Below are 12780 nucleotides of genomic sequence, written 5' to 3' on the forward strand. Positions count from 1 at the left end.
GCCCGCACCGCATGACCGCAATAGAATCAGAGGGTTGTCACGATTTCGGCGCCGAGCGGCGCGGGTAGTGTCAGGGAACGATGAGTAAAACCCGTAACATCGGCCGCGAGCATGGGTCATCGAAGATACCTCCTTGCAGCGCGGCCACTGATGCAGCCGGCAGCAAGAGGCGCCGGCATCCCCGGCAAAAGGACAGCAATCTGGCCCTACGTCATTCGTCGCCTCGCCCCCAAGCGAAGGCATCGACGACAACACTCGCACGAAATGAAGGTGAGCTGCCTACCGGCTCATGGCCTCGAACACATTGCGCATCGATGTGCTTGGGATGCCGAACAGGCCGCCATAGGGCGAGTTCAGGTCAACGATCACGAACATCACGCTCGATATCGAAACCACACCGATCGCCAGGACGATGGCGGCCAGCAGCTTGCGGGGGACCTGCAGGCCGAAGCTGACGAAGACCAGCATCAGCCAGAACGTCAGGACGTTCGTGAACAGCCGCGACGCCGGGTCCCTCGCATCTTCAATCACCGCCCAACGACGTTGTTGCAGGCTCATGAAATTCGCACGGCATTCCGTAGCCAGGTTCGCATGCAACCCGTCGACAGGGGCGAGGCCATTGATCTCGAGGCCGATCTGATTGACCAGCACGCTGAGCGTCGGGCTTTCCCCGTGGCGTCCCATGGTGCTGGGATCAGGATAGGCAATGCCGGTCGGCCTTTCCTCGTCGGGCCAGGTGCTCGCGATCACCGCGGCGGTATAGCTCCGGAGATTCTCGCGGGCCTTCTCAGCCCCCGGGCCGAAATTGCGCAGGCACTGATCGAGCTGGGCCAGTTGCCCGGCATCCGCGTTCCTGTCCCGGTACGCCATGTCGAACGCGCTCTTCACGCTCGACAGCTGCAGGCTGAGGACAAGCGCCGCAAAGGTAACGAGGAGGCTCGTGATCAGCCGCAGCGCTTCCATGTTCCTTTCGGTCAGGTGCTCCTCGGGCAACCGGCTCCGCAGCAGGAGGCCGAACACCGCGGCTGCGCTGAGCAGCGAGCAGAACGTGAAGGCTGAAAGCCACTCCACCATGACAGATCCTGCTCTCCTGGAAGCCCGCGACACGGACACATGCAGTCATCTCGACCGCGAGAACGATCTGCCGCCGACACCAGCCATCGATCCAGAATGATGCGAGGATTGCAACCATACGCGGTCGCGACGCCATTCCTCCGCTTCTGCCCCCTCATGCCGCAATCGGCTTGGACAGACCCGGTCGGACCGCGCTAGCTTGCATGACTTGGCAACCCGATTTCTGCCAACCTTCCCTCTCTGCCCGAGGACATGATGCCGAAGTCCGAACTCATCGCGGCGCTGACGCCCGAGCTCACCGCGATCCGTCGCGATTTTCACCGCCATCCCGAACTGCTCTTCGACGTGCATCGCACGGCGGGCATCGTTGCCGAAAAGCTCAGGGCCTGGGGCGTCGACGAGGTGGTGACAGGCATTGGCCAGACCGGCGTCGTCGGCGTGATCAAGGGCAAGCGCCAGGGTTCCGGCAAGGTAATCGGCCTGCGTGCCGACATGGATGCTTTGCCGATCCACGAGGAAACCAATCTCGAGCACCGCTCGACCGTGCCCGGCAAGATGCATGCCTGCGGTCATGACGGCCACACCACCATGCTGCTCGGCGCCGCGAAATATCTCGCCGAGACCCGCGATTTCGACGGCACCGCGGTCGTGATCTTCCAGCCGGCAGAAGAAGGCGGCGGCGGGGCCAAGGTGATGTGCGATGAGGGCCTGATGGAGCGCTTCGGCGTGCAGGAGGTCTATGGGCTGCACAACAAGCCTGGCATGGCGATCGGTCAATTCTGCATCCGCAAGGGCCCGCTGATGGCCGCTGCCGATCGCTTCCTGATCAAGATCGAGGGCAAGGGTGGCCATGCCGCCGCGCCGCACGACACCAAGGATCCGGTGGTTGCCGCCTGCCAGCTCGTGACCGCGCTGCAGACTGTCGCCTCGCGCAATGCCGACCCGCTCGATTCTGTCGTGGTCTCGGCGACAGCGATCAATGCCGGCGAAGCGTTCAACGTCATTCCGCAGACCGTCGAGATCAAGGGCTCGGTCCGGACGCTGACGCCTGCCATGCGCGACCTCGCCCAGAAGCGCATCCTCGAGATCGCCGACGGGCTGGCGAAGGCGTTCGATCTCAAATGCGACGTCGACTACGACCGCGGCTACCCGGTGACCTTCAATCACGCCGGGCAGACGGATTTCGTGACCAGCGCCACGCGGAACGTTTTCGGCAAGGACGCGATCGACACCGAGATCCCGCCGGTCATGGGGTCGGAGGATTTCTCCTTCATGCTCGAGGAGCGCCCCGGCGCATATATCTTCATGGGCAATGGTGACTCGGCTGGCCTGCACCACCCGGCCTATGAGTTCAACGATGCGGCGATCCCGGTCGGGGTGACCTATTGGGCGAGCCTCGTCGAGATCGCCATGCCGCCGCGCGCAGCCTGATCGCAGGATCACGATGGCCGATATCGATTGCCTCGTCATCGGGGCCGGCGTCGTCGGCCTCGCAACGGCGCGCGCGCTTGCGCTCGCCGGACGCGAGGTCGTGATCGCCGAGGCCGCCGACGGCATTGGCACTCAGACCTCCGCGCGCAACAGCGAGGTCATCCATGCCGGGATCTACTACCCGCCCGGCTCGCTCAAGGCGCAGGTCTGCGTCGAGGGCCGTAAGCAGCTTTATCGCTATCTCGGCGAGCGCGGCCTGCCGCACAAAGCCTGCGGCAAGCTGATCGTCGCGACAGCTTCGGGCCAGCGCCCGGCACTGGAAACGATCGCGGCGCGCGCGAAAGCCTCGGGCGTGGACTCGCTGCGCTATCTCGACACCGCCGAAGCGCGGGCGCACGAGCCCGAGGTCGCCTGCGAGATCGCGCTGTTCTCGCCAGAGACCGGCGTGGTCGACAGCCACGCCTTCATGCTCTCTCTGCTTGGAGAGTGCGAAGCTGCAGGCGGCTCGCTGGCCCTGAATACGCCCATCACCGGCTGGCGCCGCGAGGGCGAGGCGTTCAGCGTCGATTTCGGCGGCGACGATCCCGCAACCTATTCGGTCCGCAGCATCGTCAATTCGGCCGGCCACGGCGCGCCCCGCCTTCTCGGCAGGCTCGACGGCTTTCCTGCCGCCTATGTGCCAAAGCAGTCTTTCGCCAAGGGCAACTACTTCGCACTGCTGGGGAAGCAGCCCTTCTCGCATCTGGTCTACCCGATCCCTGAAGCAGCCGGGCTCGGCATCCATGCCACGATCGACATGGCCGGGCGGGTCAAGTTCGGCCCGGATGTCGAATGGGTGGATGACGACCAGGATCTGGTCGTCGACCCGGCCCGGGCCGAGCGATTCTACGCGGCGATCCGAACCTACTGGCCCGGTCTGCAGGACGGGGCGCTGGTCGCGGATTATGCCGGTATCCGGCCGAAGCTGCACGGACCGACGGAGCCGATGCCTGATTTCCGCATCGACGGACCGGCCATCCATGGCGTACCCGGACTGGTCAACCTGCTCGGGATCGAGAGCCCCGGGCTGACGTCCTCGCTCGCGATCGCAGAGCTGGTGGTGGACAGGCTGCCGGCATGACGGAGGGCGTTTCACGCTATGTCGGCCGCATCATTGCAGTCGGCAGAACGCCTCTCGGAGACTTGGTTTCGGCATACCGCGTTTCGAGCAGATCGTTTCCGAACAGAGTTGCAGAGCGCTCTGGCAACGCGATCCGGATCGTGCCGCGTGCGAACAGCGCCGACGCGGCATCGGAGAGCCCCTACATCGCCTATGAAAGTCTACTCTGGACCGAGCGCTACGTCGTCGCGAGCAATGGCACCCAAACCCGACCCATTTTCGAGCGGTTGCGGGCGGGTCACACGGTAAGAGATGCGCTGATCGGGGTGCTTTCCGGCCTCGACCGGGAGTTCGATGCGCATGATACGCCACGCATCTGTTCGGTGCTCGATCTCGCCAATGACACGGCTTATCTCGGAAGCATCACGGCGGAAGCGCTGTCTGTGACGCCGGTGCATATAGCTCCGGGGCAGGCGACCTACATCACGACCTATGGATCGCCCCTGGCGGCAGCCGACAGGGTGGATCCGCACTTCACCGCAAGGACGGCCGAGGACGCCTGCCAGCATGTCGTGGGTGGATCAATCTTCGCCCACCTCGACAGCCCGGTCTGCTCTGCGGCGCTTCATGCCGGAAAGTCCGGGCTGGAGGCAGCCGTCTTCAACATCAGGGATGACGCTTAGCCGCGGATCGCCTTCACGGCTTCCCGCGCTTCCCTGGCAAGCTCAGTCACACGCGCCCAGTCGCGTTTCGCAACCGCATCCGCCGGCACGAGCCAGGATCCTCCGACGCAGATCACCTGCGGCAGGGCAAGGTAATCGGCGAGATTGGCGAGGCTGACACCGCCGGTCGGGCAGAACTTCAGCTGCGGGAAGGGTCCGGACAACGCCTTCAGCGCCGGCGTGCCGCCCGCCTGCTCTGCCGGGAAGAACTTGCAGGTGATCCGTCCGGCCGAGACCGCGCGCATGCAGTCGGACGCCGTCGCCACGCCAGGCAACCAGGGCAGCCCCGCCGCGCGCATCGCCTCGTCCACCGCCTCGCTGAAGCCTGGGCTGACCACAGCCTGCGCGCCCACCCGCTTGACCTCTGCGACCTGCAAGGGCGTCACGACCGTACCGGCAACCGAAAGGATTTCCGGCACCTCGTGGGCGATCCTCTCGAGCGCGGCCAGTGCAGCAGGGCGGCGCAGCGTGACCTCGATCACGTCGATGCCACCCGCAAGCAGCGCCCGGGCCAGCGGGACCGCGACCTCGGCCTCGTCGATCACGACGACCGGGACAACGCCACAGGCCTTGAGGCGTGCAATTTCGGGTTCGCCTGACATTGGCTCGATCTCCTCGCTGAGCACCTTCGCTTAAGCCCTGGCCCAGTAAACGTCGAGCCCCTGCGGCCGTCGCAGCAGGATGCCGACCGGATAGGCCGCCGGAAGGGCCTGAGCCGTCGCCAGCGTCGTTTCCTTCTCCTTGCCGGCAATGAGCAGGGTTGCCCAACCTGCCTTCGCGATTCGCGCGGCCGAGAGTGAGATGCGAGGTGGCAGGCCGGGCGGACGGGCTGCGACTGCGTGGATTGCGTCGTCGCTGCGCGTAGCTGCAGCGTCGCCTGGAAAGAGCGAGGCGATGTGCCCATCGGCGCCCATGCCACTGACCAGGATGTCAATCGCAGGCAGGCGCGAGAGCACGGCATCGAGGCTACGCGCTGCCGCGGCGAGATCGTCGCCGGCATTGTGGAAGGACACGAAGCTGGCCCGTTCGTCACGCAAAGGGGAGAAGGCGTCCCGGATCATGCGCTCGTTCGAGGCGGCATCGTCCGGCGCGACGAAGCGCTCGTCGGTCGGCATCAGGGTAACCCTGTCCCAGGCGAGGTCGTGCGCGCCGAGTGCCGCAAGAAAACGTGCCGGCGTAGTACCGCCGGGGACCGCGAGCAACGCGCCCCCGCGGGCGGCTATGGCGGCACGCAGGCGCACTGCGACAGCTTCGGCCAGCGCTTCCGATGCGCCGGCCAACGTCTCGAAACGATGCCAGGAGAGCGGCCCCACCGCGCTCATTCCATCAGTTCCGGGTCGGCCCAGGATCGCCCTTCGCGCTCGATCAGACCGATCGCCTGAGACGGCCCCCAGGAGCCGGCGGCATAGCGATGCGGCTGCGGATAGTACTCCTGCCAGCCGGCAATGATCGGATCGATCCAGGCCCAGGCCTGCTCGACCTCGTCACGGCGCATGAACAGGGTCTGGTCGCCGCGGATCACATCGGTGAGCAGCCGCTCATAGGCGTCAGGTGAGCGCACGCCGAAGGCGGTGTCGTAGCGCAGATCGAGCTGGCGCGGGACGATCTTGAGCTTGCCGGAGCCTGGCACCTTCATCATCAGCTGCATCTGCACGCCATCATTGGGCTGCAGGCGGATGATCAGGCGATTGGCATCGAGCCGCCCACAATCGGCAGCGCTTCCGAAGATCGAGTGCGGCACCGGCTTGAAGGTGACGGCGATCTCGGAATAGCGCTGCGCCATGCGCTTTCCGGTGCGCAGATAGATCGGGACGCCGGCCCAGCGCCAGGTTTCGAGTTCGCAGCGGATCGCGACGAAGGTTTCGGTGTTGCTGGCATGGCCGAGTTCCTCGGCATAACCATGGACGCGAGCGCCACCGCTGACGCCCTGGCCATATTGCCCGCGCACGGTCGCCCGCAGCACATCGGGGCCGACGATCGGCTTGAGAGCCTTCAGAACCCTGACCTTCTCGTCGCGGACGGCATCGGCTTCCAGCAGGTTCGGCGGCTCGATCGCAAACAGGCAGAGCAGCTGCAGCACGTGGTTCTGCACCATGTCACGCAGGTGTCCGGCCTTGTCGTAATAGCCGGCGCGCGACTCGAGGCCGACCGTCTCGGCAACCGTGATCTGGACATTGTCGATGTCGCGACTCGACCAGGAGCGTTCGAACAGGGTGTTGGCGAAGCGCAGTACCAGAAGGTTCTGGACCGTCTCCTTGCCGAGATAATGATCGATCCGGTAGGTGCGGCTTTCCGGAAGGATCCTTGCCACGGCGTCGTTGATCTCGCGGGCGGAGGCGAGATCCCGCCCCAGGGGCTTTTCGAGAATGACGCGCGAGGTCGGCGTCAGGATGCCGGCACTGGCGAGGTTCTCGCAGATCGGGATGAAAAGATCGGGCGGCGTCGAGAGATAGAAGGAGCGCACACGCTCCGAATCGCCGAGCTCCTGCCGCAGGCCGGCATAGGTCTCCGGCTTCAGCGCATCGACCTGGACCACGGAGAGCCTGCGCAGGAATGTCTCGATCCTGGCGGCGGAAAGCCCCTCGTCGGTGAGCTTCCGGCTGATCTCGCCGGGCAGTCCGGCGACATCCTCGCTCTTGCGCACCATCGCCAGGATGCGGCTTTCCTCCGGCAGAACGCCTTCCTGATTGCGCTGGGCCAGCGCCGGAAAGAGTTTGCGCAGGGCCAGATCGCCGCTGGCACCGAAGATCACGAGATCGAAGGGCGGGACCGGAGTGCGCTCCGGCGCAGCTTCGAGCTTTACGACATGATCGGCGACGGCATCCATGGGCATACACACTCCGCAGCAGCGAATACGGGCCAAGCTAGCCGATCGCTGCGACGAGAGTTAGACGGTTTTGGCGCTCCACCCAAGCAGGCAGGACGCGCAACCGCCCTGCCGCTCAGGCGGTCTGGCGGCGGAAGCCTTCGCTCGCGATCAGCAATTGCTGGGCATAGGTCGTCTGCGGCGAGCGCGCCGCCAGCGTCTCGGCCGTCATCTCCTCGACGCCACGGCCGAACTGCATGACCAGCAGCCGCTCGCACATATGAGCAACGACCGCGAGATCGTGGCTGACCAGGATATAGGTCAGATTGCGCTCCTTGCGCAGCGCCTGGAGCAGGTTCAGCACCTCTGCCTGGATCGAGACGTCGAGCGCTGAAGTCGGCTCGTCGAGCAGCAGGATCTTCGGTTCGAGCACCAGTGCGCGCGCAATCGCCACGCGCTGGCGCTGGCCACCGGAGAGCTGGTGCGGGAAGCGGAAACGGAACGAATTCGGCAGCCCGACATCCTTCATGGCGCGTTCGATGCGCGCCTCGGCATCGTCGATGCCGTGAATGGCCAGTGGCTCGGCCAGCGTATCGTCGACCGTCTTCTTCGGGTGGAGGCTGCCATAAGGGTCCTGGAAGACCATCTGCACGGCGCGATAGAAGGCCTTGTCGCGAACCTTGGGCTGCTTGCTGCCCAGGATCGTGACGTCACCACTCCATTCGCGGTTCAGGCCGGCGAGGACACGCAGCACGGTCGACTTGCCCGAGCCGGATTCACCGACGATGCCGTAGCTCTCGCCGGATGCAACCGAGAAGGAGAGGTCCTTCACGACATGGGAATCGCCGAAGGAGACGTTCAGCTTCTCGACAATGATGGCGGGGTTCATGTTCATGCCAGCCATGCCGGGTCACGTTTCAGGGTGGCGAGCTTGTCCTTGCGATGATCGAGATCCGGCAGGCAGTCGAGCAGGCCGAGCGTATAGGGATGGCGATGGGCGCGTGCGCTCTCGTCGGCAAGTTCGGCGGCCGGCAGCGTCTCCATCGCCTTGCCGCCGTACATGACGATGACGCGGTCGCAGAAGGACTGCACGAGATGCAGGTCGTGGCTGATGAAGATCAGCCCCATGCCGCGGCTGGTGACGAGGTCGTCGAGGATCTTCAGCACCTGCAACTGCACGGTGACGTCGAGGGCCGACGTGGGCTCGTCGGCGATCAGGATGTCGGGTTCGGCGATCAGCATCATCGCGATCATCACGCGCTGCCCCATGCCGCCCGAGACTTCGTGCGGGTAGAGATCGTAGACGCGTGCCGGCTCGCGGATCTGGACCGCTTCCAGCATGGTGAGGCTGCGTTCCCTGGCCTCACGCGAACTCGCCTTGTGATGGACGCGATAGGCTTCGGCGATCTGCTCGCCCACGGTCTTCACCGGATTGAGCGAGAATTTCGGGTCCTGCATCACCATCGAGATATGGCGGCCGCGCAGCTTGCGGCGCGCGCCCTTGTCCATCGTCAGCAGGTTCTGCCCGCGATAGACGAGCTTGTCGGCCTGAACCTCGCCGGGATGGGGGATGAGGTCGAGAATGGCGCGGCCGGTCATCGACTTGCCGGAGCCGGACTCGCCGACAATGCCGAGCCGTTCGCGGCCGAGCGTGAAGGAAAGCCCGCGCACGGCGCGGACAATGCCGGTCGCGGTGTGGAAATTGACCCGCAGATTGTCGAGTTCGAGCAGCGGCTGTTCGATCGGGCTATCTGGTGCGCGCATCATCTCACCTCGCATCCATGACGTCGCGCAGGCCATCGCCCAGCAGATTGAAGCCGAGCGCGACAACGCAGATGGCTAGGCCGGGGAAGGTCGCGACCCACCACTGGTCGAAGATCTGCTCGCGGCCGGCTGAGATCATCGCGCCCCATTCCGGGATCGGCGGCTGCGCGCCAAGGCCGAGGAAGCCGAGCCCGGCAGCGGTCAGGATGATGCCGGCCATGTCGAGCGTGGACCGCACGATCAGGGATGGCAGGCACATCGGCACGACATGCCTGAGTACGATCCGCCGTTGCGACGCCCCCTGCAGCCGGACCGCGGAGATGTAGTCCTGGTTGCGGATGATCAGTGTCTCGGCGCGGGCGACGCGCGCATAAGGCGGCCAGGCCGTGAACGCGATCGCGATGACCGCATTTTCAAGTCCGGGGCCGAGTGCCGCAACGAAAGCGAGCGCGAGCACCAGGCGCGGGAAAGCCAGGAAGACGTCGGTGATGCGCATCAGGACGCGATCGACCCAGCCGCCGAGATAACCTGCAGCAGCGCCGATCAGGAGGCCGATCGGCCCCACGGTGATGACGACGAGCAGCACGATGACAAGCGTGACGCGCGAGCCGTAGACGACCCGGCTGAAGATATCCCGGCCGAGTGAATCCGTGCCGAACCAGTTCGTTGCCGACGGCGGCAGCAGGCGCTTGTCGAGGGCCTGCGCCAGCGGATCATAGGGCGCGAGCAGCGGCGCGAAGGCTGCAGCAAGTAGCAGCAGCAGGACGATGGTCAGCCCGATGACGGCTGCGGGGTTGCGCCGGAACGCGAGCCATTGCCGGTAATACTGGCCAAGCCGTGCCTGACGGCGCGACGCGGGGGAATCGGTGATGAGCCAGGCGGCCCAGCCGGACGAAGTCTGTTCGGTCATGGCCATGTCCTCAGCGCGCCCGCGGATCGGCCAGGCGGCCAATGATGTCGGAGAACAGATTGACACCGATGAAGACCGCGCCAACCACCAGCGTGCCGCCGAGCACGGCGTTCATGTCGGCATTGAGAAGGGAATTGGTGATGTAACGACCGAGGCCGGGCCAGGCGAAGATGGTCTCGGTCAGCACCGAACCTTCGAGCAGGTGCATGTAGGAGAGTGCGATCACCGTCACGAGCGGCACGACGGCGTTGCGCAGGGCATGGCCCCAGATGACCTGCCACTCCGACACGCCCTTGACCCGGGCGGCGATGACATATTGCTGCTGCAGCTCGTTGATCATGAAGCTGCGCGTCATGCGGCTGATATAGGCGACGCTCAGCAGGCCCAGGACGGAGGCCGGCAGGATCAGATGGGAGAAAGCGTCCCAGAACGCATCCCACTCACCTTGCATGGCGGCATCGAGCATGATCACGCCGGTGATCGGCGTCACGAAATCCTGATACGCCACCGAAATACGCCCGGGTCCGCTGACCCATCCGAGCTTGGCGTAGAACAGCAGAAGACCCATGAGGCCAAGCCAGAAGACCGGGATCGAATAGCCGATCAAGCCGATGACGCGGGCGATCTGGTCGGGCCAGCGGCCCTGGTGGACGGCAGCGACGATGCCAAGCGGCACGCCGAGCATGATGCCGATCAGCGTGCCCAGCGTCGCCAGCTCGAGCGTCGCCGGGAAGACGGTCTTGATGTCGTCGACCACGGTGTTCGAGGTCAGTACGGAGCGCCCGAGATCGCCGGTGAAGACCTTGCCGATATAAATACCGAATTGCTGCCAGAGCGGCTTGTCGAGGCCGAGGTCCAGCCGCGCCTTGTCGTAGACATCGGCGGGAGCGCGATCACCGACCACGGCGAGCACCGGGTCGATCGGCATCACGCGCGCGATCAGGAAGGTGACGAGCAGAAGCCCGAACATCGTGATGGCGACCGTGCTGAACTCTCGCCCGGCAATCTTGCCCCAGCGACCCGATTTGCCCGCCCATGTCTCGCGCGATGACGCCATGCAACCAACCACTGTACAAAAGCCCGAAGAAGGGCGCTTCCGGAAGCCACGGCGCGCGGGAATGCAATCCCCTCGCCCGTGGCGCTCAACAGAAAAGAATAGAAATAAGCCCGCCGCAGCCATTTAGCCGCGGCGGGTTCCGTCAGAAGACGTGTCTCAGTTCTTGGAGATCGGCCAGTAGAAGTTGGTGTCGGAGCTCGGTCCGATCACCCAACCCTTGACGTTCTTGCGCTCGGCCGTGACCTCGACCTGCTGGTACATGATCACGAAGGGCGAAACCTTCTGGTGCTCGCGCTGCAGGACTTCATAGGTCGCCTTGCGCTTGGCCGCATCGGTCTCGAGCACGGCGGCCTGGGCGACCTTCGTCATGTCCGGGATATCCCAGGCATTGCGCCAGGCCAGCGTCTTCGACTTCGCATCTTCGCCATTGTTCTCGTTGATGGCGAAGGTCTCGGCATTGGTATGCGGATCGAGATAATCCGGACCCCACTGGCCGATATAGATGTCGTGGGTGCGGGCGCGATACTTGGTCAGCGTCTGCTTGCCGTCGCCCGGGATCAGCTCGAGCTTGATGCCGGCCTGGCCCCAGCTCGACTGGATCGCCTGCGCGATATCGGTGATCGGAGCGACCGAGCGAACGTCCATGGTGACGGTGAAGCCATTCGGCAGACCGGCCTTGGCGAGCAACTCCTTGGCCTTGGCGGGATCGAACTTGTAAGGCTTCTCGTCAATGGCTCCCAGGAAGCCCTTCGGCAGGAAGGATTCGTGGTGCTTGTAGGTGCCCTCGACGATGTTGCGCTCGATCGACTGGTAGTCGACCAGCCATTTCAGCGCTTCGCGGACCTCAGGCTTGTTCAGGTTGGCGTTCTTCTGGTTCAGGCCGAGATAGAGAATATAGCCCTTGTCGCCCTGGACGATCTGGATGTCGGACTTCTCCTTCACAGCGGCGAGCTGGTCCTTGGAGAGGTTGCGGGCCATGTCGATGTCGCCCTTCTCGAGCAGCAAACGCTGCGAGGCCGGCTCGGCGACATGGCGTACGATCACGCGCTTGTTCTTCGGCGCACCCTTGTACCAGGTCTCGTTGGCATCGAGCGCATACTGCTCGTTGGGACGATAGGCGCGGACCTTGTAGGCACCGGAACCGGCCGAGTTCAGCTTGAGCCAGGCATTGCCGAAATCGCCGTCCTTCTCGTTCGCCTTGACCAGCTTGGAATCGACGATCGAAGCCACGCCGGAGGTCAGGCAGTTCAGGAAGAAGGTCGGGGCGAAGGGCTTGGAAACGGTGACGACGACGGTGTTGTCATCGGTGGCCTTCACCTTCTCGAGGACATTCTCCTTGGTGAGGCCGAATTGGGTGAGGATGAAGCCCGGCGACTTGTTAAGCGTGACAGCGCGCTGGAAGGAATAGACCACGTCAGCTGCGGTCAGCGCGTTGCCCGAATGGAACTTGACGCCCGGGCGGAGCTTGAACGTGTAGGTGAGATTGTCCTCGCTGACGGTCCATTTCTCGGCAAGCTCGCCGACGAGGTCGTTGTTCTTGGCGAGATCGACGCCGATCAGCTTGTCATAGACATTGGCGCCGACTTCGACGCCGGAGAATTCGAAGGCTTCGGCCGGATCGAGCGTAATGATGTCGTCGATCTGCTTGGCCATGACCACCGTATCCTTCGGCGTCTGGGCCATGGCTGTCGTCGCCATCAACGCCGTAAAGGCGGAGGCAACCATCAATTTCGCAACGTGACGCATGGACTATCCCCATTGGTTCATAGGGCGGCCGTTTCGCCGCCGCTTGGGCGCTATCTGTGGCCAGAACGAGCCCGATGTCCAGCGGCTCGGAAATTGCACAGCGCACTGTTCACAAGCCTGCACTCTTCTTGCGCAACGAATTGATAGACCGACGCATTCTTGCGCAGCGAC

The 12780-nt window shown here is 64.4% G+C and carries 12 protein-coding genes; 3 read left to right on the plus strand and 9 right to left on the minus strand.

Annotated elements, in window-relative coordinates:
• Positions 1-279: 279 nt before the first annotated feature.
• Positions 280-1074: a bestrophin-like domain gene (locus AC1DW9_RS18890; RefSeq protein ID WP_441493533.1), complete on the minus strand. Its 795-nt coding sequence runs from the start codon at positions 1072-1074 to the stop codon at positions 280-282.
• A 255-nt stretch (positions 1075-1329) separates the two neighbouring features.
• On the opposite strand from AC1DW9_RS18890, the gene AC1DW9_RS18895 reads away from it, so the two are divergent.
• Genes AC1DW9_RS18895 through AC1DW9_RS18905 form a run of 3 tightly spaced genes read left to right on the plus strand, consistent with a single transcriptional unit; the run spans position 1330 to position 4287 of the window.
• A complete protein-coding gene (locus AC1DW9_RS18895) occupies positions 1330-2505 on the plus strand; it encodes a M20 aminoacylase family protein (RefSeq protein ID WP_441493532.1) in 1176 nt (391 codons plus the stop codon).
• A gap of 13 nt (positions 2506-2518) precedes the next feature.
• Entirely contained in the window at positions 2519-3625 is a 1107-nt protein-coding gene (locus AC1DW9_RS18900; RefSeq protein WP_441493531.1) for an NAD(P)/FAD-dependent oxidoreductase, read from the plus strand.
• A complete protein-coding gene (locus AC1DW9_RS18905; RefSeq protein WP_441506097.1) occupies positions 3622-4287 on the plus strand; it encodes an IMP cyclohydrolase in 666 nt (221 codons plus the stop codon). Before AC1DW9_RS18900 ends, AC1DW9_RS18905 begins: the two co-directional genes overlap by 4 nt.
• Here AC1DW9_RS18905 and eda read toward each other — a convergent pair.
• The 8 genes from eda to AC1DW9_RS18945 form a co-directional block, all read right to left on the minus strand.
• Positions 4284-4928, minus strand: coding sequence for a bifunctional 4-hydroxy-2-oxoglutarate aldolase/2-dehydro-3-deoxy-phosphogluconate aldolase (gene eda, locus AC1DW9_RS18910; RefSeq protein ID WP_441493529.1), 645 nt, complete (start codon positions 4926-4928; stop codon positions 4284-4286). The genes AC1DW9_RS18905 and eda overlap by 4 nt on opposite strands.
• 30 nt (positions 4929-4958) lie before the next feature.
• Positions 4959-5648, minus strand: coding sequence for a 6-phosphogluconolactonase (pgl, locus tag AC1DW9_RS18915; protein ID WP_441493528.1), 690 nt, complete (start codon positions 5646-5648; stop codon positions 4959-4961).
• On the minus strand, positions 5645-7153 hold the full coding sequence (zwf, locus tag AC1DW9_RS18920; protein WP_476775465.1) for a glucose-6-phosphate dehydrogenase: 1509 nt from the start codon (positions 7151-7153) through the stop codon (positions 5645-5647). The genes pgl and zwf overlap by 4 nt, the downstream gene beginning before the upstream one ends.
• Before the next feature lie 115 nt (positions 7154-7268).
• The gene (locus AC1DW9_RS18925) at positions 7269-8021 is read right to left on the minus strand and encodes an ABC transporter ATP-binding protein (protein ID WP_441493555.1); all 753 of its coding nucleotides are present in this window, start codon (positions 8019-8021) and stop codon (positions 7269-7271) included.
• Between the two features lie 2 nt (positions 8022-8023).
• Positions 8024-8899, minus strand: a complete 876-nt coding sequence (locus AC1DW9_RS18930; protein ID WP_441493526.1) for an ABC transporter ATP-binding protein — start codon at positions 8897-8899, stop codon at positions 8024-8026.
• Position 8900: 1 nt separating this feature from the next.
• Complete coding sequence (gene nikC / locus AC1DW9_RS18935; protein WP_476775464.1) at positions 8901-9806, minus strand: nickel transporter permease; 906 nt, start codon at positions 9804-9806, stop codon at positions 8901-8903.
• Positions 9807-9816: 10 nt separating this feature from the next.
• On the minus strand, positions 9817-10863 hold the full coding sequence (locus tag AC1DW9_RS18940) for an ABC transporter permease (protein ID WP_441493524.1): 1047 nt from the start codon (positions 10861-10863) through the stop codon (positions 9817-9819).
• 156 nt (positions 10864-11019) lie between these two features.
• Positions 11020-12609 carry an ABC transporter substrate-binding protein gene (locus AC1DW9_RS18945; protein WP_441506096.1) on the minus strand — a complete coding sequence of 530 codons (1590 nt, stop codon included), beginning with the start codon at positions 12607-12609 and terminating at the stop codon, positions 11020-11022.
• Positions 12610-12780 lie beyond the last annotated feature (171 nt).

This window comes from Allobosea sp. P4_E12 (genome assembly GCF_056401655.1).